At 48.4% G+C, this 25,711-nt stretch carries 19 protein-coding genes; 18 read left to right on the top strand and 1 reads right to left on the bottom strand.

Going from position 1 to position 25,711, the window contains the following annotated elements; genetic code table 11:
• Positions 1 to 56 precede the first annotated feature (56 nt).
• From spoIIID to MKY59_RS28555, 5 genes are all read left to right on the top strand, one after another.
• The gene (gene spoIIID, locus MKY59_RS28575; RefSeq protein ID WP_024632710.1) at positions 57 to 344 is read left to right on the top strand and encodes a sporulation transcriptional regulator SpoIIID; all 288 of its coding nucleotides are present in this window, start codon (positions 57 to 59) and stop codon (positions 342 to 344) included.
• A 220-nt stretch (positions 345 to 564) separates the two neighbouring features.
• Positions 565 to 1,563 (top strand): rod shape-determining protein, encoded by a 999-nt coding sequence (locus tag MKY59_RS28570; protein ID WP_236413006.1) that lies wholly within the window; start codon positions 565 to 567, stop codon positions 1,561 to 1,563.
• A 104-nt stretch (positions 1,564 to 1,667) separates the two neighbouring features.
• On the top strand, positions 1,668 to 2,552 hold the full coding sequence (locus MKY59_RS28565; RefSeq protein WP_339274960.1) for a flagellar hook-basal body protein: 885 nt from the start codon (positions 1,668 to 1,670) through the stop codon (positions 2,550 to 2,552).
• 86 nt (positions 2,553 to 2,638) lie between these two features.
• Positions 2,639 to 3,478 (top strand): flagellar hook-basal body protein, encoded by an 840-nt coding sequence (locus MKY59_RS28560; RefSeq protein WP_236413003.1) that lies wholly within the window; start codon positions 2,639 to 2,641, stop codon positions 3,476 to 3,478.
• A 9-nt stretch (positions 3,479 to 3,487) separates the two neighbouring features.
• Positions 3,488 to 3,712, top strand: coding sequence for a DNA-directed RNA polymerase subunit beta (locus tag MKY59_RS28555; RefSeq protein ID WP_236413001.1), 225 nt, complete (start codon positions 3,488 to 3,490; stop codon positions 3,710 to 3,712).
• Between the two features lie 152 nt (positions 3,713 to 3,864).
• Here MKY59_RS28555 and MKY59_RS28550 read toward each other — a convergent pair whose 3' ends face one another.
• Complete coding sequence (locus MKY59_RS28550) at positions 3,865 to 4,155, bottom strand: hypothetical protein (protein WP_339274958.1); 291 nt, start codon at positions 4,153 to 4,155, stop codon at positions 3,865 to 3,867.
• A 44-nt stretch (positions 4,156 to 4,199) separates the two neighbouring features.
• Here MKY59_RS28550 and fabZ point away from each other — a divergent pair, with 44 nt between their 5' ends.
• The 13 genes from fabZ (at position 4,200) to metK (ending at position 25,593) form a co-directional block, all read left to right on the top strand.
• On the top strand, positions 4,200 to 4,631 hold the full coding sequence (gene fabZ / locus MKY59_RS28545; RefSeq protein WP_236413000.1) for a 3-hydroxyacyl-ACP dehydratase FabZ: 432 nt from the start codon (positions 4,200 to 4,202) through the stop codon (positions 4,629 to 4,631).
• Between the two features lie 96 nt (positions 4,632 to 4,727).
• The gene (locus MKY59_RS28540) at positions 4,728 to 6,449 is read left to right on the top strand and encodes a phospho-sugar mutase (RefSeq protein ID WP_339274955.1); all 1,722 of its coding nucleotides are present in this window, start codon (positions 4,728 to 4,730) and stop codon (positions 6,447 to 6,449) included.
• A 249-nt stretch (positions 6,450 to 6,698) separates the two neighbouring features.
• Positions 6,699 to 8,720, top strand: a complete 2,022-nt coding sequence (locus tag MKY59_RS28535; protein WP_339274954.1) for a DUF5693 family protein — start codon at positions 6,699 to 6,701, stop codon at positions 8,718 to 8,720.
• Complete coding sequence (csaB, locus tag MKY59_RS28530) at positions 8,696 to 9,841, top strand: polysaccharide pyruvyl transferase CsaB (RefSeq protein ID WP_236412997.1); 1,146 nt, start codon at positions 8,696 to 8,698, stop codon at positions 9,839 to 9,841. The genes MKY59_RS28535 and csaB overlap by 25 nt, the downstream gene beginning before the upstream one ends.
• A 1-nt stretch (position 9,842) precedes the next feature.
• Complete coding sequence (locus tag MKY59_RS28525; protein ID WP_236412996.1) at positions 9,843 to 10,607, top strand: WecB/TagA/CpsF family glycosyltransferase; 765 nt, start codon at positions 9,843 to 9,845, stop codon at positions 10,605 to 10,607.
• Between the two features lie 383 nt (positions 10,608 to 10,990).
• Positions 10,991 to 12,118, top strand: coding sequence for an MraY family glycosyltransferase (locus MKY59_RS28520; RefSeq protein ID WP_339274953.1), 1,128 nt, complete (start codon positions 10,991 to 10,993; stop codon positions 12,116 to 12,118).
• A 165-nt stretch (positions 12,119 to 12,283) separates the two neighbouring features.
• Positions 12,284 to 16,159, top strand: a complete 3,876-nt coding sequence (locus MKY59_RS28515; protein ID WP_339274952.1) for an S-layer homology domain-containing protein — start codon at positions 12,284 to 12,286, stop codon at positions 16,157 to 16,159.
• A 204-nt stretch (positions 16,160 to 16,363) separates the two neighbouring features.
• Positions 16,364 to 16,705 carry a hypothetical protein gene (locus MKY59_RS28510; protein WP_236412993.1) on the top strand — a complete coding sequence of 114 codons (342 nt, stop codon included), beginning with the start codon at positions 16,364 to 16,366 and terminating at the stop codon, positions 16,703 to 16,705.
• A 496-nt stretch (positions 16,706 to 17,201) separates the two neighbouring features.
• Positions 17,202 to 20,210: an S-layer homology domain-containing protein gene (locus MKY59_RS28505; RefSeq protein ID WP_339274950.1), complete on the top strand. Its 3,009-nt coding sequence runs from the start codon at positions 17,202 to 17,204 to the stop codon at positions 20,208 to 20,210.
• Positions 20,211 to 20,463: 253 nt separating this feature from the next.
• Positions 20,464 to 23,016, top strand: a complete 2,553-nt coding sequence (locus tag MKY59_RS28500; RefSeq protein WP_339274949.1) for a hypothetical protein — start codon at positions 20,464 to 20,466, stop codon at positions 23,014 to 23,016.
• Positions 23,017 to 23,100: 84 nt separating this feature from the next.
• On the top strand, positions 23,101 to 23,694 hold the full coding sequence (locus MKY59_RS28495; RefSeq protein WP_339274948.1) for a hypothetical protein: 594 nt from the start codon (positions 23,101 to 23,103) through the stop codon (positions 23,692 to 23,694).
• Positions 23,695 to 23,843: 149 nt separating this feature from the next.
• Positions 23,844 to 24,116 carry an alpha/beta-type small acid-soluble spore protein gene (locus MKY59_RS28490; protein ID WP_290371414.1) on the top strand — a complete coding sequence of 91 codons (273 nt, stop codon included), beginning with the start codon at positions 23,844 to 23,846 and terminating at the stop codon, positions 24,114 to 24,116.
• 274 nt (positions 24,117 to 24,390) lie between these two features.
• Entirely contained in the window at positions 24,391 to 25,593 is a 1,203-nt protein-coding gene (metK, locus tag MKY59_RS28485) for a methionine adenosyltransferase (RefSeq protein WP_236412985.1), read from the top strand.
• Positions 25,594 to 25,711: the final 118 nt, after the last annotated feature.

Here is a 25,711-nt window from a genome sequence, read left to right as displayed (position 1 = left end):
TAGACCTGCCCCTCATATAATGTACCAAACTATCCACACAGTAGGGAGGCGGGAGCGTGCACGATTACATCAAGGAACGGACCATTAAAATCGGTCGCTGCATTGTTGAGACGAGAAATACGGTCCGAACCATTGCTAAAGAATTCGGCGTATCCAAAAGCACGGTGCATAAGGATCTGACGGAGCGTCTGCCTGAAATCAACCCGGATCTTGCTGACCAGGTGAAGCATATTCTGGAGTACCACAAGTCGATCCGCCATTTGCGGGGCGGGGAAGCAACCAAAATCAAATACAAAAAAACAAGCGGAAAAAAACGCGAAGTATTGGCTTCTGCCAAATCATGAAGGAGCGGGAAAAGACATAGGCCAAAAAGCTCACAAACGGATTGAATCCCTCCCCTGAAGTATGATATGTTAAAAGCTGGTACAGGATCGAATTATGACATCTTATCAGCCCGATTTTTACATATAAATGCTGCACTTTGTCGAACGAGCGGTGACGTGATAAGGGACTCTTTTTCACAGGATACGCTGACCAAAATAATATCACTTTGGGGGCTCTTTTATGTTAAGCAAGGATATCGGTATTGATCTTGGCACGGCGAACGTGCTCATTCACGTGAAAGGAAGCGGGGTCGTTCTCGACGAACCTTCTGTCGTGACCATTGAAAGCGATACGAAACGTGTCCTTGCGGTGGGAGAAGAAGCGCGTCGCATGGTGGGACGCACGCCCGGCAACATTGTTGCCATCAGACCGCTGCGCGACGGCGTTATCGCGGACTTCGAAATCACGGAAGCCATGCTGCGGCATTTCATCAATCGTGTGGGGGCGCGCAACTGGTACAGCCGTCCGCGTATTTTGATCTGCGCGCCGACGAACATTACCTCCGTGGAACAGAAAGCGATCCGTGAGGCGGCCGAACGCAGCGGTGCCAAAGAAGTATTTTTGGAAGAAGAGCCAAAGGCGGCGGCGATCGGCGCAGGCATGGACATTTTTCAGCCGAGCGGTAATATGGTTGTGGACATCGGCGGCGGAACGACGGATATTGCCGTGCTTTCCATGGGCGATATTGTCACCGCCTCTTCCATTAAAGTAGCAGGGGACAAGTTTGACGAAGCTATTATTAAATTCATTAAGGCCAAATACAAACTCATGATCGGCGAGCGTACGGCGGAAGATATCAAAATCGCCATCGGTTCCGTCCATCCGGACGGAGTGAAAAAAGAAATGGATATTCGCGGGCGTGACATGGTATCGGGTTTACCGGTTACAGTCACCATCTCGGGGAGTGAGGTACAGGAAGCGCTCTGGGATTCGGTGCAGTCGATCATCGCGGCTGCCAAATCGGTATTGGAGCGGACACCGCCGGAATTGTCGGCGGACATTATCGACCGGGGCGTTGTGTTGACGGGCGGAGGAGCGCTGCTCAATGGATTGGACGAACTGTTAACCAACGAGCTTCACGTACCGGTATGGGTAGCAGAGGACCCGATGCATTGCGTCGTCAAGGGAACGGGAATCATGCTGAACAATTTGGATCAAGTCGTTAAGAAAAAGTTCTGATCTGCCGATATAAACATCAAAGAGTTGTCCGGAAGGAAGAATGGAACGGGCATATTTTCTTCCTTTTACGTAGGACAAGCATAGGATAGAAAGGGGATTACTCCATGTTAAGAGGGCTGTATACCGCCGCTGCCGGCATGATTACGCAGCAGCGCCGCCATGACACCGCCACCCAGAACATCGTGAACATGAACACAACAGGATATAAACAGGTCAACAGCGTAAGCCGTTCTTTTCCGGAAATGCTGATCGGCCTGGTGGGCGGAGATGCCAATGTGCCGACGAAGCGCCTTGGCCGGCTGAACACGGGGGTATTTGCGGAAGAAAGCTTGTCCATGAACGTGCAGGGAACCCTGATGGAAAGCGGGCAGAAGAACGATTTCGCCATTTCCTCCGACCTGACCCTTAACGATCCGCAGACAGGACAACCGGTTGCCTTTAATGAATCCGGCAAATTCGTGCGTGAGGACGGAACGGTCCTTTATCAGCCGCAGGCTTATTTTACGGTTAGAGACCAGAACGGAAATACGAGATATACGCGCGACGGGCATTTCCAGATTACAGGGGATGGATCGCTGCTGAGCTCCACGGGAGCAGAAGTGCTGGACAATAATGGTCAGCCGGTTGTATTGACAGGCTCGGTCGAGCAATTTAAAGTGGATGGGCAAGGACGCTTGGTCGATGTCAATACAGGTGATCCGACGGGAGTCACTTTGGGAATCAGCGTGGTTGACCAACCGAACCAGCTGGTGCGTGAAGGTGACGGCAACTTTAGCCTGAACGGTCAAGGGGGAGCTACGGTTAGAATGATGGCCGCCGGAGACAACGTGCAGATCCGTCAAGGATATTTGGAAGGCTCCAACGTGGATGCCTCGCGTGCCACCGTTGACATGAACGCCGCTTATCGCGCATACGAAGCGAACCAGAAGATGGTGCAATTTTATGATCGCAGTTTGGACAAGGCCGTGAACGAAGTAGGGCGCGTATAACGACGCCGTCATCTACCATATGATTATTGCTGCAGCGCCGAGAGCGGAATGTGCTTGGCGAGCAGAGCAGGGAGGTTAACCCGCGGATGAACAATTCCATGATTAGCGCCATGGTTTCCATGACAGGCATTCAGCAGCGGCTGGATGTTATTGCCGATAATATTGCCAACGTAAATACGGCAGGCTATAAAAGCAAACAAGCTGCGTTTGAGGACGTTCTTACCCGAGTGCAGCAACAACCGGACAAGTACAAGCTGGATGGACGCTCATCCCCGATGGGCTACAATCTTGGTTTTGGCGTACGTTTGGCAAACTTGACCAAGGACATGGGCCAAGGATCGCTCAACCAAACGGGAAATCCTACAGATTTGGCCATTGAAGGAAACGCGATGTTTGCCGTTGAGGTAGACGGGCAAAAAATGTGGACGCGTCAAGGCGCATTCCATTTCGTGGAAGACACGAGACCTAAGGCGAATCCGAACGATCCGGACCGGATGGTGCTCGTGAACGGCGAAGGATATTTTGTGCTGGGACGCAACGGTGAACGGATCACAGCTCCGAACAACAGCAAAGTCGCTTTCGACGAAAACGGGAATCTGCTGGTTCGTCGAGGCAATGCAGCCAACGCAACCATTGCGGCGCAGCTGCAAGTCGTTGACATTGAACGTCCTGAAGGACTGGTACAGTACTCGGACAATTTGTTCGGGTTGGGCGCCGGGCTGACCGAAGATGACGTCTTTGGAGCGAATGCGGCAACGCGTCCTTCAACGGCAAACATTCGTCCAGGCTATCTGGAGCAATCCAACGTCGATCTGACGCAGGAGATGGCTTTGTTACTGCAAGGGCAACGAACATATCAGTTGGCAGCTCGAGCATTGACATCCAGTGATTCCATGGCGGGCCTTGCCAACAATTTGAGAGCCTAGGTGAATGCAATGACAGATACACAGCGGCAGAATGAGAAGCCGGATAAGACGAAGGTTAAGAAAAAGAAAAGCGGATGGCGGGTCCTGAGATGGTTTCTGGTTCCATTCCTGCTTGTTCTGGCCCTCGGCGGCGGCATGGTGGCCGGCTATGTGGTACTGGGCAAACAGGATTTCGGCTCCGTGTTCGAGCTGGATACCTGGAAGCATGTATATGATTTGGTGTTCGCCCCATAAAGCGGTGAAATGGATCGAAAACTCCTGCGCAGGCAGGAGTTTTCTTTTTGGCGTTGAAAACAGTATAATGGTGGGTGACGTTTGACGTTTTGACGTCAAAAGAGGCCTCCCCTGCGAAAGACGATTGTCGTCGCGAAGAGAGACCCCTTATCTTAACCTTCACTACTGCAGTCATGAAGGGTAATACTAGTGTGGACGCCAAATGAGTTTTTTATGCAAAAGAAAAATAAAAAATGAACTTGATAGGTGCTTTGTTTTAGGGATGATTCTTTTTGACGACCTAGTGGAGGGGACGGAATCGATTCTGGAGAAGCGAAGCGTTCGCCTTTGGCTCCGAATTTCAACCTCCTTTCAAACCATTCGGAAAATTCGGAGACAACAGCGATCGGAAGAACGATCCGTAACCGGAACGGCTGAGTCGTTGGCGTTAAAATGTCAGCCATAACGGAAAAGCATCCTATCAATAGCCCCGGGAGGAGAAAATACCGTGCTCGATAGCAAACAGATTCAAGCCATCATTCCACACCGTCCCCCATTCCTGTTGGTGGACAAGATCGTGGAAATGGAGGACGGCAAACGCGCCGTCGGATTGAAAAACGTAACCATCAACGAACCGTTCTTCATCGGCCATTTTCCGGAATACCCGGTCATGCCAGGCGTATTGATCACCGAAGCATTGGCGCAGGTTGGCGCCGCGGCCATTCTTAACGTGGAGAGCAACAAGGGGAAAATCGGATTTTTGGCAGGACTCGATAACTTCCGTTTCCGTGGTCAGGTCGTACCTGGCGATACGTTGATGCTGGAAGTCGAAATTACGCGTCTCAAAGGCTCCATCGGAAAAGGCCAAGCTACGGCAAGAGTCGGAGACAAGGTTGTCGCCGAAGGCGAAATCATGTTTGCCTTGTCTGACCCAAGCTGATTTCATAAGCAGCGCATACGGACGGAGTACATTACTCTGCGTCGCTTTAGCAAGTCATTATCAATGAATTGATATCGTGGGAAGGGGTTTGCAGCAATGGAACAGTTAAGTTCGACAGCAGCACAGACATTACAGCAGTGGTTGGAGGATGCTTCGATCGATGAAGCGACGAAACAGGAACTCCGCGATTTGCAGGATCAACCGAAGGAGCTCGAGGATCGCTTTTACAGAAATCTGGAGTTCGGTACCGGCGGATTGCGCGGCGTGATCGGTGCGGGAAGCAACCGCATGAACCGTTATACCGTGGGGCGTGCGACACAAGGCTTTGCGCGGTATTTGTTGGAGCAGCACGGAGACAAGGAAGGCCGGCCTTCCGTTGTCATTGCGCATGATTCCCGTCACTTCTCGCCGGAGTTCGCGCTTGACGCAGCACTGGTACTTGCAGGCAACGGCATCGTGGCCAAGCTGTTTACGTCGCTCCGTCCTACGCCTCAACTGTCATTCAGCGTGCGGCATCTGCAAGCCACCGGAGGCATCGTGGTCACGGCGAGCCATAATCCGCCGGAATATAACGGATACAAAGTGTACAACCATGAAGGCGGTCAGCTTGTTCCGCATGAGGCGGAGCAAGTGATCCAATACATTCAGGAGGTTCCTTCCCTGGCTGACGTGAAAAAGCTGACGCAGGAAGAAGCCGAAGCGCAAGGACTGCTCGTATGGCTCGGAGACGATGAAGACCGCGCATTCGCGGAAACGGTGGCCAGCGTTAGCCTGAGCCGTGAACTGATCCAATCCGGCATCGGCCGCGATTTCAAAATTGTTTTCACGCCGCTGCACGGAACCGGAAACATCCCGGTACGCCGCGTATTGGAGCAGATCGGTTTCGAGCAGGTGTACATCGTTCCCGAGCAAGAGCAGCCGGATGCCGAGTTTTCGACCGTGAAATCCCCTAACCCGGAAGAGCGCGAAGCGTTTACGCTGGCGATGAAGCTGGGCGAATCCGTCGGCGCGGACATCCTGATCGGAACGGACCCGGATGCGGACCGCATGGGTGCGGTCGTCAAGGACAACAACGGCAAATATTTCGTGCTGTCTGGCAACCAGTCGGGTGCCATCATGGTGCACTACTTGCTGAGCCGTTTGCAGGAAACCGGCAAAATGCCGGCCAACGGGGCGGTAATTAAAACGATCGTCACCAGCGAGATGGGGGCGGTAATTGCGAAGCACTACGGCGCCGAAGTGATGAACACCCTGACGGGCTTCAAATATATCGGCGAAAAGATGGACCAATTCGCGGCAACGGGCAGTCATACGTTCCTGTTCGGTTACGAAGAAAGCTACGGCTACCTTGCAGGCAATTATGCGCGCGACAAAGATGCCATCCTGGCTTCGATGCTGATCGCGGAAGCGGCCGCTTATTACAAAAATCAAGGCAAAACGCTCTACGATGTGCTGCAGGACCTTTACAGCCAGTTCGGCACATTCCTGGAAAGACTGGAGTCCCGCACATTGAAAGGCAAGGACGGTGTTGCACAGATTCAAGGCAAAATGAGCGACTGGCGCAGCAATCCGCCGACAGAAGTTGCAGGCGTGGCCGTACAGGACGTGCTGGACTACTCCATTGGCTTGGACGGCCTGCCGAAGGAAAATGTCCTGAAATTCATATTGGCAGACGGCTCCTGGTTCTGCCTGCGTCCTTCGGGTACGGAACCGAAGATCAAAGTGTATTTTGCCGTTCGTGGAGAGAGTCTGGAAGATGCGGAGAGCCGCATCGATCGCCTCGCTGCCGAAGTCATGGCACGGGTAGACGCCCAATAATTTGAATTTGCAATACACGCATGCAAGCGAGAAAGCCTCTCCGCACCGAAAGGTTGATTGGCGGAGAGGCTTTTTCTTTGGAATGTGAACGGAAGTCAAGCAATGAACCGTTTGCCGGTGCAATCGTCCGGATATAAGAAGGCTTGTTGACGCAAGCTGTTGATATCCGGATTCTGGCAGCAATGATGAATGGAATTGATGTTGAGCGAAAGGTGCAATTTGGTTCCAACACTTGAGGAGGTACATGTAGTGCGTCAAAAATGGCTTAAATGGAATAATGCTTCCCGGAAATGGTTGTGGATCGTCGTGATCATCGGTTTGATTGCGACCATTCCCGTCATTTCGGATCGGGTGCAGACCGAGAACTCGGCCGACAAGGTGGAGCTGGTCTTTAACTACCGGGGACTCCTGGACATCTCGACCTATCAGGCTCATCCCCAGGATTTTCTGAAAGAACAGCTGCCGCGCCTGAAAGAGGCCGGAATTACGACGATGGCCGTGTTCGAGAGCTCGCTCGACGAGCTGCGAAAATCACGGAAGTTGATGGTATATAACGGTGCGGATATCGCCACGGCGAATAAAGAAGTCGTGTCATCCAATGACAACTACACGTATGTGGTGTTCACGAGCGAAGAGAATGCGCAGACCTATGCGCCGATTATCGAGCAAACCTTTACGGACCGTGAAATTCCGGTTGTTCCATGGCAGTATGAAGGCCGCAGCGGTTTGATTTTGCAGACACCTCCGGAAAATGCCAACATGCAGCCGCTCATGCCTGATCCGGGCGCGATCGAAATGCTGCGGGGATACGGATTCCACATTTTGCCCCGGATTTCGGACAGCGTTCCGTACAACCAGGAATCGATGGAACGACTGCTTACCTATTTCGAAGAGAATGGGGTAACCCGCATCCTGTTTGATGGCGATGCCGTAAAAGGATACAATGATAATGCGGAGACGAAAAGCCTGGACCAGTTCGCACAGCTGCTGAACGAACATCATATCGGTCTGGCTGCCATCGAAAATTTGAAAAAACCGCAGTCCGGGTTTGCGACACTCGCGTACAAAACGGATTACAACGTAACCCGGCTGTACTCGCTTAGCGATGCGGATGCCAACCTGGACGTGAATGTCATTGCCGACCGCTTCGTCTTGGCGACGAAGGATCGCAACATTCGCATGCTTTATATGAATGCAGCACCTAGCCGGAATACGGCCAAAGCGATGATCACCAACCCGATTGACAACCTGATCAACAGTCTTGGCGAACCGGGACATGCCGTTGAACGCATGGCGAAGCATGGTTTTGAACTTGGACAAGCCGAAGCCTTCACGGTGAAGGAATCTTCGATCCAGCGTCCTGCCAAGCTTGTTGCCTTGATTGGTGCGCTTGCCATGATTTCATTGATGGTTTCCTACTTCGTGCCTATGATTACGCTGCTCGTATTTGCGCTTGGTTTGGTGGGAAGCGCGGGTCTCTTCCTCTTGAAACCAACACTGCTTGAGCAGGGCGTAGCGTTGTTGGTAGCCATTAGCGCGCCGACCATAGCGGTCATTCTTGCCGTTCGCTCCGTGAACGAACAACAGAGACGCAACCCGGATGCGCCGGCAGGTCGCAGACTGAAACAATCATTGATTTTATATGTCAGAACTTCAATTTTGTCATTGCTCGCCGTTCCCTTTATGATTGCGCTGTTGAACAATATTACGTATAGCCTGGTTATTAACCAGTTCCGCGGCGTTAGTTTGCTGCATTTTGCTCCAATGGGCCTGGTTGCCATTTATATCCTGTTTTATCGGGGTAAGGGCACCATCTCTGTTCAGCAGATCAGAGGTTTGCTGTTGACTCGTATTAACATTTTGATGGTAGTACTCGCCGTGATTGCCGCAGGCGCAGGGTATTATTATTTGACCCGCACGGGCAATGCCGGTTCGGTGACGCCGTTTGAAATGTTCCTGCGTACGGCGCTGGAGGATACGTTCGGCGTTCGTCCAAGATTTAAGGAATTCGTGCTGGGACATCCGCTGTTTATCGTTGGTGTGTTCGCTGCATTAAAATATCGGAATGTCGTGTTTGTACTGTTTATTGCAGCCATCGGACAGCTGTCCATGGTTGATACGTTTGCGCATATCCATACACCGGCCGTACTGTCGCTTATTCGCGGCGTGATGGGGCTGGGCATCGGCCTGATCTTCGGACTCATCGCCATCGGTGTATGGCAAGTAGCGGAAGGATGTTGGAAAAAATGGTCACCACTTCTCAAAAGTTAGTCATCTCGGGATATTACGGTTTTCGCAACAGCGGAGACGAAGCGGTACTGAAATCTATCCTGACATCGCTGGAAGAGGAGAGCCGACGCTCGGGCATAACGATCGAGCCGATCGTGCTCTCCATTGACCCGGAGTCGACCGCCTCTATGTATGGAGTGCGGTCCGTGCACCGGATGAAGTTCAAAGAGGTTCGCGAAGCTATCAAGGAAAGCGACGGACTGATCAGTGGCGGCGGAAGCCTTTTGCAGGACGCGACCGGGTTGAAGTCCATTCCGTATTACCTTGGCGTGATCAAGCTGGCCCAGTGGATGAAGAAACCGACCTTTATCTATGCGCAAGGCATAGGGCCGGTGAATCGAAAGATTTTTAATCCGATGATTCGTTCGGTTTTCAAAAGCTGTAAATACATTTCCGTGCGGGACGAGCAATCGGCCGAATATTTGCGCCAGCTCGGATTGCAGTGGAACAAGATCAATGTGGTGCCCGACCCTGTGATGGGGCTTCCGCTGCCTGACGAAACGCAAAATCGCAATGCATCTGTATCGTCTTCCAAGGCCAAGGACGGCAAGCTCCCGGTGATCGGCGTCTCGGTCCGTTTCTGGGAATCGGATCGCAAAGAGCTTCATGCCATCGCGGCCGGGTTAAAGAAGCTGTGCACGCACAAAAACGTGCATCTGCGTTTCATGCCCTTTCACCTGCCAGGCGATGAGCAGGCTTCGCGTTTCGTGATGGAAATGATCGGAGACGTGTCCGGCAAAGGCAGCGAAATCAGCATCACGCAGGATTTGACCGACCCGCAGCTTATGCTGCAGGAAGTCAGCAAGTGCGATGTCATGATCGGCATGCGCCTGCACAGCCTGATCTACGCGGCTTCGCAGTACGTGCCGCCTGTCGGCATCTCGTACGACCCCAAGATCGACCAGTTCCTGCTTCGCCTGGACAGTGAGCCGGTGGGAGATACAAAGGCGCTGGATGCCGACAAACTGGCCAAAACGGTGGCCAAATTGCTGGATCAGCGCTCGCAGTGGTTGAAGGAGCGCGAAGAAGGCATTACAGAGCTGAAGCAGGAAGCCAAAGTGCCTGCACAGCAAATTATTAACTATTTGGGCCGCAAAGGGTGAAATGAAGATGAATCAGACCAGTTCTGTTCCTACGGTTCCGATCTATGGCATCCCGTTCTCGAAGCTGGACATGAAAGAAACGGTGGAGGTTCTCCGGGAAGCGGTATTGTCCAAACAGCCGCATCAGGTGATTACAGCTAATCCGATCATGGTCATGGCCGCATTGGAGAATCCGGCGATGATGAAAGTCATGCAGTCGGCCGAGCTGATCGTTCCTGACGGCACCGGCGTCGTGTGGGCCGCGAACTATTGCGGTGAACCGGTGGCGGAGCGCGTGCCGGGGTTTGAGCTTTTACATGAATTGCTGCGCGTCGGTGAACACTATCGCTGGGGCGTATATTTGCTCGGTTCCACGCCGGAAGTGATTCAAGCGACGGCGGAACGGTTACAACAGCAATATCCTGCGGTGCGCATTGTAGGGTATCGCGACGGGTACTTCGGTCCGGATGAAGATGAGCAGGTGGTTGAGTCGATTCGCGCAGCTGCGCCGGATCTGCTGTTCGTTGCCCGGGGAGCCGATACTCAGGAACCGTGGATTCACAAGTATAAGAACAAGCTTCAAGTGCCTGTCATGATGGGCGTCGGAGGCAGTTTTGACGTGATTTCGGGTAAGAGCAAACGCGCACCGAAGCTGTTCCAGAAGCTGAGACTTGAGTGGTTCTATCGGTTGCTGCGGGAACCGAGCCGTGCCGGCCGGATGCTTGCGCTTCCGAAATTCGCCTTGAAAGTGATGCGCGATAAAGAAAACGTGATAAAATCCCGATAAATATAGGCGAATATGGAGGAAATCACGTGTTTTTGCTAAAAATTGAGGATGGCTTTTCGCCCATGTTCAGCGTATAATTCAGAACGGATTATGCAGGGGCGTTGATACGTCTCAATACTATGGCACTTCGATTGCAGCACCATCTTCCGATCTCTATTATCCTCAGATTTGTTGGTCCTTTTTCAAAGGGAAAATCCGGTGGTAAGCCTAATGCTTCCGATGCAGGATGCAGCTTTCTTTCAGAAAGCTTTTAAGCGAACGCTATGCTTTTCCAGATCGGTTCTGCATTCTTCGTTATCATGTATTGATCAACTTTATATAGAAACAGAGATTAGGGGATTTATAATTCGTACAGGTAAGATCATTGGGGGTCGAATACTCAAATGGTAGCTATTTTTATCATTGGATTTCTTGTGTCGATGGGACTGGCTCTTGCACTGACACCGCTCGTCAAGAAGTTTGCGGTTAAGGTCGGGGCCATGGACCAGCCAAATGCGCGCAAAGTGCATACGCGGGTCATGCCGCGTCTCGGCGGATTGGGCATCTTTCTCGCATTCATGGTGACAGTAGCCGCATTGCTTCCTTTTGTGTCGGCGTGGTTTACGACAAGGGACATGAGCTTTGTCAGCGCATTCCTGGTCGGCGGAACGATTATCGTATTGACCGGTGCGCTGGATGACCGCTTCGAATTGTCGGCAAAAGTAAAGCTGCTTGCACAGATCGTTGCCGCATCAGTCGTCGTGTTCGGATTCAACATTCGGGTGGATTTCGTCAATATTCCTTTCCAGGACGCGTACTCCTCCTTGGAAGCATGGGTATCCATTCCATTGACCATTCTGTGGATCGTCGGGGTAACGAATGCCATTAACCTGATTGACGGTCTGGATGGTCTGGCTGCCGGCGTATCCGGCATTGCGATCGGTACGATTGCCGTCATGTCGTTCCTCATGGGCAACATGATGATTGCCTTGATGTGTCTGGTGCTGCTGGGCAGCATTATCGGGTTCCTGTTCTTCAACTTCCACCCGGCCAAAATATTCATGGGCGATTCAGGCTCGTTGTTCCTTGGTTTCTCGCTGGCGATGCTGTCCATGCTCGGCTTCAAGCAGATTGCCGTCGTGTCCTTCATTACCCCGCTGATTATTATCGGCGTGCCGCTCTCCGATACGCTGTTCGCGATCATTCGCCGCGCGGTGCAGCGGAAACCGATTTTTTCGCCGGACAAAGGTCACCTGCATCACTGCTTGCGTGAGCTCGGCTTCAGTCATCGTCAGACGGTACTGATCATCTATGGCATTGCCGCATTCTTCGGCGTACTGGCGATCATTCAATCATCGGCAGCCATGTTCGAAGCGAACTGGGTCACTTTCGTCGTGATCTGTATCATGATGTTCTTCCTGCAGGTAGGGGCGGAAGTTATCGGGCTTGTCAGCAAAACCAGAAAACCGGTTATTAATTTCCTGATGCGCATGCGCATGAAACTGAACCCGGAAACACGTTCCAAGTCCTAGGGTCGAAACTTATTGATTTCAGCCATTATATGAATTATAAATAACCTCAAGCCTTGTCCCCCGTGGACAAGGTTTTTTTGTTTTATTTGCTTTTTTTACTAAAAAAATGGAACCTGATGACCGATATATAAGGGTAACTGACTTAAAAGAAGGAGAGATGATGGCATGCAGCGTATGAAAAAGCCGATGATTTGGCTGATGATGTTGGCGCTGGTGGTTACGTTGATACCAGCAGGCCTTGCACCAGTCGCATCGGCGGCAGGACAAACGAGTTATTTTACTCCTGACAATGCGGCTAATGTACAATTGAAAGATACAGTTGGTTTGAAACTGACAGGTACGGCAGACTTTTTGTCTCGTACTAACGCGTACCTTGTAACAAACAGTGAACAAGCTATTACAGGTACATTCACCAATGTGACGGGCTCCACGCTTGGCGTGAATGTACAGTTGTTGAATTTGAAAGACGGTACATGGATTCCTGACAACACACGTGTTGCCCCAGGGGTCATCACGGTAGACCCGGACCGTCCGGATAATCGCTTTAAAGCGAATCTTACCCTGTTCCCGGGAATGAACAAAGTGACCTTCACGGGATCGCAGGGACCGAGCGAACGCTCCGAAAGCTTCTACATCCTGTATGATTCCGTGCCTTATATCGAAAAATTGCAAGTGCATGGGGGAGCAGACCCGCTAAACCTGAATGAAGGTGCTCAGATTGTCGTGGATGCTGAGCAAGTGACGCTGCAAGGGACGGCTCACAACTCCTCCAAGGTAACCGTGACGCTCAATGATGGACAGGCATTGCCAACATCGTTGCTCCAGGACGGAACGTTCTATTCTCCTGTACTGAATTTGAAGGCCGGCGTCAATGATCTTAAAATTACGATCGAAAGCGGAACAGACAAAAACGTCTTTAATTATTCGCTTTTGTATTATGACGATGAGAAACCATTCTCGCAGCTGGATCTGATTGAAAGGAACGGCGGCGTGGCCCAAACCATGTTGTCCAATACACCTACCTACGGCGGAGATCCGGCGGCTGCGGATGTAGAGGTTCAGGTTCTCCTTCCGGTGAGCAACGCGAGCGCGGTGCCCGAAATTACGGTGGATGGCACAGTCACTGGCATTACGCCTAACATTGAGAACATTCCGAGCGTAGGCGCCAATACGCCATCGTATGCGTTGATTTCCTTTACGATTCCTTCGCTTGCGTTTACATCAACAGGAGGCGTAATTGACCGCGTGCAGGAACATTCGTTGTCGGTTAAGTACGGCACTACAACGGCAAGAACGAACATGAACTTCATTTATTTGCAAAACGAGACGGTCATTACGGATTTGAAATACCTCAAGGATTATAAAGGAACAGGTACAGTACCTGCGGGCGAGCCGTTGAACGGCGCAAGCGTAAGCTCCTCTGATTTCTACATTATGGTGGAAACGAGCAGAGATCCGCAAAATACAACTCTTATTGCAGAATACTTGCCTAAAGCGACAAGCGCAATTGATATCGTATTAACGCAAAAAGTTTCGGCAACGAAATATATCTATCACATTACGGGTTTCAAAAACGGCACCCAAACCGTGCAATTTAAATTTGACGGTTCCACTGCGGGACGCAATGCAACCATTTCATTTGCTTCGAAAAACTACATTTTCGTTGAAAACTTGTCCGATGGACAAACGTATGACATGGGTGCCAACCAGCCCCGCGAAATTACCGTTACGGGTAAATACGTGGATTTTGCGACACTGAACAGCCAATACTTTGTTGCAGAAATTTTTGCTAACGGCGTTAAAGTTCATACGACACACCCTGACACCGCAGCTACACCAACACAGCAACAGCTTGTTTTGGGCAGCGACGGAAGCTTCTCGGTGAAGATCAAGGTGGATGGTAATTCAGGACCACTCTATTTCGGGGAAAACCGGATTGTGCTTACAGGAACGGGAACCGGAGACAAAGGTCAGTTAAACCAGGTATCCAAAGAGCTTCGAATCTATATTAACGACAACAACGTATCCAATATCCAAAGCTTCTTGCCTGCACCAACCAAAGAACGTCCGAATTTCGTTGAGCCATATAACCCGGATGACCAATGGGTGAAAAACCTGCTTACGTTGTCCCCGGAATTCACGTTTCGTGATCAAAAGTACACAACCAGTCTGAAGACGTTCGACCTTGTCCTTCGTGGAGCAGGTGCGACACGCATGAGTTTGAGCATGGGTACGCAGAAAATTTTTGACTTGAACATTCCGGATGCAGGCACTTCCACATGGCAAGAGCCAAGCATCGATCCACAGTATGCCCTGGATAACAGCCCCGATACGGTTATCGTTGACCGGACAGGCCAGCAGCAGGATTTCATGGTTCGTTTGCGGAACCTCAAGGCGGATACGCCGGGGACATATATTTATACGCTTGACCTGTACAACAAAACGGGAGCCAAAACAAGCCAAAAGGTAGAGATCGTACGCGAAGCAGCAGGTTATCGCATCCTGTCTCCTCAACCAACGTCCGGCAACCAAATCGTTGTGAACAAAAACTTTGTGCACTTTGATATCGAGGCCGAGGGTGCAACCTCCGTCGTCATCGATAAAGAGACTGCAACGAAGCTGCAAAATACGGAAACCGATCGTTTTGCAGTGGATTACGTAGGATTGAAACAAGACAAATCCAACAAAATCAAAATCACGGTCGACCGTAATGGCGTAAAAACGACGGATACGATTGAAATTTATTATACCGGCGCTGCAGGCGTTGACTCCCAGTACATGGCGCCAAAAGTGAATACCAAATATTCTGCCTTCAACAAACGCGTGGAATTGAGCTTCCCGAAAGGGACGGTTATGGAAAGCACAAATAACAGTGGCATCAAAACGTTCTATCCAAACAACCTGCTGTTGTTCGGGATTGCTGATCCAACGACAGGGATCGTGGAACGACGTAACGATTACGGCAGCATTGTCGGTTTCAAAACGGCAGACGAGGATCCGTCGCCGCTGACGGTTCCTGAAGAGTATTACAGAAGATTTTCTGCCATTGTTGGCGATACCGTAAACTTCAGCCCGATTTCGGATATTTACTGGATTAGCGGTGGTTTAGGAGAGTCGGGTACGAGAGGCACTTCCAATTACAAAGCGTCGACCAATGGCAGCGGACCTTACACTACAGAAGCGCTGTATGGCGACCCGCAATTGCCTGCTGAACGGAAGATCAAGCCTTCGCAGCGCGGGACGCTGACATTGACGTATGATTCGAACGTCGTGGATGATGCGGGTTCAACGATTTCCGTATTCTACTATTCGCCGAATCGTGAATGGAAACGCATTGGCGGTGTAGTGGATTCCAAGAAACATACGGTAACCGTACCGTTCGACAACTTTGGCTACTACAAAGTCATGAAGCTGAGAAGAAGTTATAACGACGTTACCAACCATGGATGGGCAAGAAACATTCTTAATGCGCTGTATGCCAAAGGATTTATGACACCGCTCCGGTTTGAGCAATTTGGCACGGACGATCGCACATCCAGAGGTGAGTTTGCTACATTGCTCGTGAAAGGCCTCAATTTGCCGATTACTTCGGACAACAGACCAACCTTCACGGACGTAGCGGCAGGAACCAGCTCCATTACGTGGGATTATGACAGCATCGAGACCGCAGCTAGAGCAGGGATCATTACCGGATTGACTGATGGCGTATTTGGGCCGGACCAGCCGCTTACACGCGAGCAGGCAGCCGTAATGATCGCAAGGGCGCTTGAATTGAAGGTTGCTGCAAATGACACCAAACTGCAAACTGCATTGGCCAAGTCGTTCATCGATTCCGGCAGCATGGAAACCTATGCAAGACCGGCCATCCAGGCCGTCTCCAAGGCTAAAATCATGGAAGGATCGCCTGTTACGGTTGCGGGGCAAACCAAACCTCAGTATGCCTTCAATCCAAAGGGCAATCTGACACGTGCCGAAGCAGGGAAAATTGCCGTCGAGCTGCTTAAGAAGAGCACCAAAATATTCCCTAAAACGTTGAGTTAAAATCAACGAATGACCGATTAGCCATAGGAAGGACCTGTCCCTTGGACGAAGGGGGCAGGTCCTTTTGCGGTGATCAACGAATTGATAAACGCACATTTATAATAGTAGGAAAATAAATTTTACCAATAACTATTTTTGTAATTTGCTAGAGTTTAAGATACAATATCGGTAAATACACAATGATCTAGAGGGTGAAGTTAGCTAATGAAACCGATTTATTCGAAAGCTCAGTTGAGCTACATGAAGGCGAAGACACAGTTTGAGAAGCAAGCCGTCATTCTGGAGAAAAAGATTGAAGATACACGCAAAACGCAGGAAATCAGCCAAGAGGTTATGGAAGGCCTTGTACAAGCGACCGGTTTCCATGATGCATACAACAACCTGGTTCTTGCCGAAAACGAACTAATCGACTGGTCCCACACAACGATGAAGCATGAGAAAACCTATCGCGAGAACAGACAACCCATCGACGATATGTACCTGAGATTGAACAGTGATCCCAAAATGCGGGCGCAAATTATCGACTTGGCGATGAAAATTCGTTGATTCATTGATGGCTCAGGAATTATGAACACCCCAATAATGGGGTGTTTTTTTATTTTTATTTTGAAGAAAATGTTGTTTAATCCGGGTTAATGCGGGGGAAATGTTTAAAGTGAATCATGGTTAAAGTTGAGTGGAAATGCTGATGCAGCAGGCTTTTGCATACGGTTTTAAACCAAATGATTCTTTGTTTGGCAGCTAAACGAAAAAAATCTAAAACTTTTTTTGAGTAACCCGCAACTTTTTGAAACTTGCTGCGTTTAAGATGTAGAGTCAAAAACATTGGGCCTCTTGCCAAGAATGACCTCGTGAAGAATCTTGTCTATTTATTAGAAAAAATTGCTTTACGCCACGCGGGACCCATTGTATAATACGTAGGTAGGATTAGGAAACTACTCTATTTTTGCATGATTGATTGGTTTACAAGTTTCTGTGATATGCTCACAGACATCATTTATATTAACTTGCTCAGGACTCTGGAAAGGGGGTGCAACAATATATGAGGAACACGAGCGAACTTATTAAAGAAAATTCCCATGTTATGAACGCCCAAGGAGGAGAAAAAAAGGTTATGAAGAAAATTTTATCCGTCGCTTTGTCTACAGCAATGGCATTCTCGATGTTTGCATCTGTAGCATTCGGTGATACAGCAGTAACACCTCAACAACAATTCGATGCTTTGAAAGCTAAAGGCATCTTCAACGGCTATCCAAATGGTACAGCAGGTCTGGACAAAGACATGACTCGCGCTGAGTTTGCAAAAGTCATCACTAAATTGCTGGGTCTGAAAGAAGTTACTGGAACTCTTTCCTATAACGATCCAAACTACACAGCTAAAAACTGGGCTGTACCTTACATCGAAGCAGTAACAGCTGCTGGTATCATGGAAGGTAAAAACACTGAGAAAAAAATCTTCGATTTCAACGGTAAAGTAACCATTGCTGAAATGGCTACAATCCTGACTCGTGCACTGGATCTGGAAGTTCCAACTGAAACTAACAACAGTGCTCCAGCTTGGGCTAAAGGTTATGTTCAAGCGGCAATCAACGCTGGTTTGCTTGATTCCGGTTTGGACTTCACCAAAAACGCTTCCCGTGAATTGCTCGTAGGCGCTGCTTACGCAATTGACCAAGCGCAAAACCTGAAAGTTACAAAATATGAAGTAAGTGAAGCAGGTAAAGTCGTTACTTTCACAATCAGCGACGGCGAAACTGTAAAAGTGACTTTGGATAAAGCTCTCGAAGCTAACAAAGAAACTGAAGTGAAATTTACTTACAAAGATAAAGAGTTCACTGAAAAAGTTACTTATGTAACTACAGTAGCTCAAGCAGTATCTTCCGTATCCGCGACTAACTTGAAAGAAATCACAGTTAAATTCGACGGTACTGTAGATCCTTCTACTGCTGAAAGCACTAATAACTATGTTATTAGCGGAATCTCTTTCAAAAGCGCTACATTGTCCGATGATAAAACAACTGTAACATTGTTGATCGATGCAAACTCTTCTTCTTTGACTAACCAAAGAGCGACTAGCCTGCAAATCAACAACGTTAAAAACGCTGATGGTACAAAAACATTCACACAAAAAGTTGAGTTTACTCCACTTGATGTAGCAGTTCCAGAAGTGAAAGAAGTAAAAGCACTCGGAACTAAAGCGTTCAAAGTTGTATTCAGCGAGCCAGTTCAACAATCTACAGTTAACGCTACTTCTTTCCGCGTTGACAACAACGTGATTGCTGCTTCTGTAAAATACGTTTACCCTAACACGGCAATCGTAACTACAGATCTGACTGCAGGTGAACACACGCTGCGTGTGAGCGATGTTAAAGACTTCTCCGGTCTGACAATCGTTCCAGTAGAAAGCAAATTCACTGCAACGGTAGATACAGCTGCGCCACAAGTTGTTTCTGTTAAGTCCAACGACTTGAAAGAAGTAACTGTTGAATTCGACGAAACTGTGAAGAGCGTTGCAAGTGCATATGCAAACGTAACTGGAAACAGTGCACAATCGATCGAAATCAATGACAACAAAGTAACTCTGAAGTTCAACAACCCATTGAACTACAGTGAAAACGTTATTCACTTGGCTTCCGTAAGTGACTACAGCAACAACTCTGCTTCTGTAGATGCTAAAGTGGTTCCAACACTGGATACTATTCGTCCTACTGTTGTAAGCACAGACTTCTACGTTGAGAACGGAAACTACTATGCTAAGTTCCAATTCAGCAAATCGTTGAAAGTTGATTCCGCAACAAATGCTGACAACTATGTGCTGAAAAACTCTGACGGTAAAGTTCCTTCCATCGCAGGAGTTGATTCTAACGGACATCCAGTAATCAAACCTGTATACACAGATAGCAACAAAACTGTTGTTGTAAACCTGGGTAGCAGCTTGAATGCTGACGCTACTTACACATTGACTGTGTCCGGTGTTGTAGATACTGCATATGTTGGTAACGTATTGTTGCCTTACACTGCTACTCTGAACGCTAACACAGCTCAAAACGGTAAAGTTACTCGTGTATGGGCTGATGTAACAAAAGCTAAGCCGAACTACATCTATGTTCAATTTAACAAAACTTTGGCAACAACTGGTGAAGGAAACGCTTTGGAAGCAGCAAAATATGTTGTTAAAGATGCGAATGGTAAATCCTTCCAGATTGCGAAAGAAAACAATGATATTAACTTGATCTCTACAAACACTGTACGTCTTGCTGTTACTGGTACTGTTCCAGCTGGTTTTGATTGGACTGGTAAAGTTGAAGTTACTGCAAGCTACATCAAAGATTCCGAAGGTAAATACTTCAATAACAATGGTTTCACTATTGGAGATTCGCTGGGCGGTTCTACAATCGGCGTAACTGATGCTGTATACGCTACTAGCCGCAAAGAAATCAAAATCAAATTTGACGCTGCATTGTCCAACGTTAACTTGAGTGATTTCTCCGTAACTGGCGTTTCTTCCCAACCAACTTCTTACACATTGACAGACAACAACAAAACATTGTTGCTGAAATTTGCTGACGATGCAATCCCAGTAAGTCTGGCTGGCGTATTCGTAAGCACTGTATCTTCACCACAAACTCAAGATGCTTATGGAAACAGAATTGCTGAAATCAAAACTCCAATTCAGGTTCAAGATGGTATCGCTCCAACATTTGTAAGTGGTGGATTCACTAAAACAGGAAATGTTTACACTGCTAAAATCACTGTATCTGAAAATGTTTATCAAAGTGACAAAGTAACAGATGCTTTCGTTAAAGAACTGTTCACTCTGAACATTGGTTCTGATGAAGTTAAGATTGACACTGTTAAAGTAGATGGTACTAACCAAATCACAGTAACAGCTACAGCTACAGCTACTCAAGCAGGCAACGGAAACGCACTCGTATCGTTGAAATTCAACGGAACGAACAACGAATCCGCTAAAGCAGTAGCTGATAAAAATGGCAACGCTCTGGGCGCAATCACAGTTGCAGCTCAAAACAGCACAATCGTAGCTCCTTAATTGTAGCTCGATTGAAAGAGGCCCCACGAAATTCGTGGGGCCTTTTTTATGTTTTTACTAGGTTGTATTTTGCTGTCGAATTATAAACAGAATACATGAACAGTAACATATTTATGTTGCTATATAAGACTGTGGCTAAGCGTAAATTTAAAATTCAAATTGAATTGGCAAATAGTAATATCTTTGAAACTTCCTCCTCTAAAATATCGTCTATACTGTAGATACTATGGAAATTAATGTTTGGAGGTTTCGTGTGAAAAATAATCTGAGGAAAGTCATGATCGCAAGTGTCGTGCTGGGAATCACTCCAATCGTTTGGGTACATGATCTGCCAGCTGTACAAGCTGCAAATGCTTCGAAATCCATATCCCAAACGAAAACAACCTTAAAAACGCTGGCCAATGTTCCGGGTGTCAAGCTATCGAACAAAAGCAGTGTCAAAATTTCGGATGTGAATGTACTGACACAGGATGAAGGCAAGCTTGTTACATATACCCTCACATATACGAACAATGAGAAAAAAAGCTTGCAGCTGGTTGATTATTGGACAAAGGTTCGCAGTAAGGGTGGAACAAGTTATACTTCCAAATTGCTGGCCCAGGATGCGGAGAAAAAAAGTGTTGCGGCTGGATCGACGTTATCCGTTACATATGTGACTACTGTGGGTAAAAACGTCCAGTTGAGCAATCTCAATTTCGAAATCGTGAAATGGGATTTCAGTAAACCGAATTATGAGAATGTGCTCGGCAAAATTAATATTCCATCATCCTATGTGGTGGCAACCCCAATGAACACGTCCAAAAAGGTTCGTATCAATGATGTACCTGTAAAAATCAAAGTCCAAAGCTTGCAAACGTTCGCTGCTTCTGACACCAACAATTATGCAAGCGTCAAAATCAATTTGCACAACGTCGGTTACAAAGGTTTAGAGAATCCGGCAGTGAAATGGATACTGAGGACAGCTGGCGGCAGTAGTTATCCATTGAACATAAATGCCAATGAAGCGACTTATAGTCTCCAGCCTCAGGAGTCCAAAAGCATTAACTACATTACTACCATTCCCAAAAAGGTTAAATTGGATGGAGCAGAGCTCATTATGGTGCAGGAGAATGAAGCCGATAAATCGGTTATTCCGCTAGCGACCATGCAGATGCCAAAAGCTTCTACGATAAAAAGTTCTGAGATCGTAGTGGGTAAAAAGAATGTCATTACGCTTGAAGATAACAAAGGAAAGATCGAGACACAGGTCAAGGACGTTAGCTATAGCCAGGTTCACTGGAATAACTATTATACGGTCAGCTTCAGGCTAAAAAATATCGGCTCCCGTGAAGTTGCTGTGCCCAAGTACGAATTTTCGGTGCAGAACGCCAAGGGAAATGATTATCCTTTAACAACGAAAGCGCTGGACGATCTGAAATTAAAGCCCGATGAGGAGCGTTTAATTCGTTTGACCTTTAAGCTTCCGTATGAGGAGGCCAGTGGAACATTAAGGCTGGTTATGAACACACCTAAAGCTGAAAATGCTGAAAGCAAGGAAATTAAATTCTCCTACCCTGCGGGAGTTTATATTATGCCAGAAGCTACTTCTTTGCAAAAATCGATCGGTGCTGAAAACACCCTCCAATTACAGAATGGGACATTAGGGGTTACATGGAATTCGATTCAGCGTCTGCCATGGGAAAATGCTGATGTTTTGTCTGCGAGAGTTACTTTACGCAACATCTCAACCAACACGCTTAAACTTCCTGAGCTAAAGGGAATGTTGTCTATTGATTCTGCCGATATTCCGGATACGCAATTGTTAACGAGCCAGAGCTCCGCTCTTCTCGGACCGGGGATGTCCGTTGATATCCATTTGTTGACTACACTCCCTACCAATCTGGACGTAACTCAACTGCAGGTAGCATTATCAGAAGTTACTGGTGAAAACTCCTCCGAGTTGATCCGACTTACGCATATTGGACAGCTGCCTGCGATTCCGACAATTGACGTAGGGAATAATTATGCGATTAACGCCTCCGGGAAGAAAGCCGAAATGAAAGTGAAACGAACTTTGATCTATCCGGGAACATCTTCCGATATCGTGTATACCGAGCTAGAGGTTAAAAACGTAGAAGACCGTCAAGTTGATTTGGCTAAGTTAACGGGGTACTATGAATCCAAAAATGGCGAGTATTATAAAACAACCGTGAAGCAGATTGATTATCCTGCCGGGCCGGGCAACTCTGCATTAGTAACCGTATGGGCAAAAATTCCGCGAAAAACGATTGTGTCAGACATGAAACTGCTGGTTGGCCAAACCGTGGCAGGTGAAAGCACGACAGGAACTCAAGGAACCCAAGGAACGTCGGGAAAAGGTTATGTCGATGCAGTATCTTTTGCGCTCAAACCTGACCAGGAATCGGCGCAAGAGACAATCAAACATATAAATATTTATCCATATACATTAGAAACCAAGGATTTCAAAGCTACGTTAAGTGGCGGAACAACGGTCAATCTTTCTTGGAATTATGATGCATCCCGAATTAACGATTTAAACCTGCCTGAAAATGAGCATAAGTTAATATTGCAAATCATCGAGCCGACAGGAAAATCTTTTGATAAAGAAATTATATTGGACAAGGATTTAAAAGAAGGCAATAACCAGTTCATTAATTGGACCATCCAGGACGTTGTTTTTGATGATAGACGAAGCGGTGCTTACACGATCGCTATCTATGATGAGTTTCAAGGGCAACGGATTAAGTTGGCCACGCAAGCGATGGGATTTGCCCCGGCAGTAGGCAACCTACCAGGCGGGGAGTAAGTTGCGAGAAAATGTAGAATCTTCCTACTAAGCTATGATAGAGTGATAGAAAGTCTATATGGAATTAGAAAGGAAGGTAGTTTAATGAAATCTTATATGAAAGTGTCCCTGGCTGCACTGGCCATAGGCGCAGGTGTGTGGATCGGGTCCGTATACAGCAATACGGCTACGGGCGCGGGAACCATTCAGCCGGGAACGGCGGATGATCCTGTCGTTACGAAAAGCTATGTGGATCAGCAGATTCAGAAGGCGCTTGGGGGCGGTATTAGTTCAGGAACGGGGAATGCCGGAAATACCGGGAATGCAGGAAATGCAGCCAGTACTGGCAACAATGCGTCCTCTTCTGCAAATGCGGGTAGTGCCGGTAGTGCAACCGAGCTTCCTCCTCTTGCTTCCGGCGCTTCCGAGGCTTTGGAGATCGTCACTGTGAAGCCTGGACAACAGTTGATCGGATCAACAGGAACGGAATTCATCGTTCGCAGCGGGAAAGCGGTCATCATCAGCGAAGGCACCAACGGCGTGGCCGACCTGACGGATGGTGTTGATTTGATCAATGGTCAAGCGGCGCCAATGAACCATTTGCTTACGATTCCGAAGGAAGGACGGGGCATTCAGGTCGTGGAAGGCAACAAATACAGCCTGACTGTCATGGTTCGCGGCGGTTATACTCTGAAATAAGTTGTGCAGTGTTGACGGTAATTATACATTCATGAAAATCATGCCTTGTCCAGATTAACCAGTTCTAACAAACATTAATACGGCTAACCCATGACCAGGCGGTTTACCCTATAACTGTACTAAACCATCATTCGGAGGTGCAGTTTATCGTGGCGAGAAGCAATCGTAAGGTCGTGCCGGAGAGCCGGCAGATGTTGGATCAAATGAAGTACGAAATCGCGGCTGAATTCGGTTTGAACGTTGGGTATGGCAGCAGAGGATCGGCTGGGGCAGATACGGAATTCGGTTCCGAGCTGGGGGAAATCGGCAATCATTCTTACGGTCAATACAAAGGGTGGGGGCATCTCACCTCGCGTGAAAACGGATCGGTTGGCGGGGAGATCACCAAGCGGCTCATCCGTCAGGCAGAGCAGTCTTTATAGGCATTTTCCAAGGTTTTATTCCCTACTGCTATAATTGACACCGTTTGACAAATGCGATAAGATGGCATTTGAGGTATGCAACCTTTTCCCGAGCGGAAAAGGTTGATTTTTTATTGGAATCTCGAGGCAATTACCTGAACAATTTCATTTTCGCCAACGTAGGTCATTCTTTGGTTTCTCGTGAAAACCAGAATGCGCGTACAACTAACGAAATTACCGTAAATGTTTTATTCGGGCAATAGCCATACTACAAGTTATGGGAGGTTGAGCTTCAATGTCTGTGAAAGGCCGGCATTTATTCACATCGGAGTCTGTGACCGAAGGACATCCGGATAAAATCTGTGACCAGATCTCTGACGCCGTATTGGACGCATTCCTGGCGAATGACCCCAATGCGCGCGTGGCGTGCGAGGTTTCGGTGGCTACAGGCCTTGTGCTTGTTATCGGTGAAATCAGCTCTGCATCGGAATACGTGGACATTCCGTCCATCGTACGCAACACGGTGAAGGAGATCGGATATACTCGTGCCAAATACGGTTTCGATTACAACACTTGCGCAGTCCTGACTTCCCTGAATGAGCAGTCTGCGGATATTGCCCAAGGCGTAAACGCTGCGCTGGAGAATCGTGATCCAGAGCAAATGGCTCGTGAAACTGAAAATATCGGTGCAGGCGACCAAGGTTTGATGTTTGGTTTTGCCACAAACGAAACACCTGAACTTATGCCATTGCCAATTGCTTTGTCCCACCGGATCGCGCGTCGTCTTGCTGAAGTCCGCAAAAACGGTACGTTGGAGTACCTTCGTCCGGACGGCAAAACGCAAGTCACCATTGAATACGATGGCGACAAGCCTGTACGCGTCGATACCATCGTCGTGTCCACGCAGCATGCCGAAGAAATAACCCTGGAGCAAATCCAGAAAGATATCAAGGAGCATGTGATCCTGCCTGTCGTTCCGGCTGAATTACTGGACGAGCAGACCAAATATTTCATCAACCCGACCGGCCGTTTCGTGATTGGCGGACCTCAAGGCGATGCCGGTTTGACCGGACGCAAAATCATCGTTGATACGTATGGCGGTTATGCCCGTCATGGCGGCGGTGCCTTCTCCGGTAAAGATCCGACGAAAGTAGACCGTTCCGCAGCGTATGCAGCTCGTTATGTGGCTAAAAACCTTGTGGCTGCCGGTCTGGCGGACAAGGTGGAAATTCAGCTTGCTTATGCGATCGGCGTAGCCAACCCGGTATCGATCAACGTCGATACATACGGCACAGGCAAAGTCAGCGAAGAGAAGCTGGTTGAACTCGTTCGCAACAACTTTGACCTTCGTCCTGCAGGCATCATCCGCATGCTGGACCTGCGTCGCCCGATCTACAAACAAACGGCTGCATACGGCCACTTCGGCCGTACAGACCTGGATGTACCTTGGGAACGCGTGGACAAAGCGGATACGTTGAAATCCCAAGCGGGCCTGTAAGCTCGGCTGCACCGTTCGAATGTGTTGAAGCCCCGATCCTTTAACGAGGAATCGGGGCTTTTTGCGTATCCACATTTTCACAGAGTTTCATTCCTAATCATTTACATATGGCTAATTA

This window comes from Paenibacillus sp. FSL W8-0426, assembly GCF_037969725.1.
Lineage (GTDB): Bacteria > Bacillota > Bacilli > Paenibacillales > Paenibacillaceae > Paenibacillus > Paenibacillus hubeiensis.
This window is presented reverse-complemented; position numbering and strand designations above follow the sequence as displayed.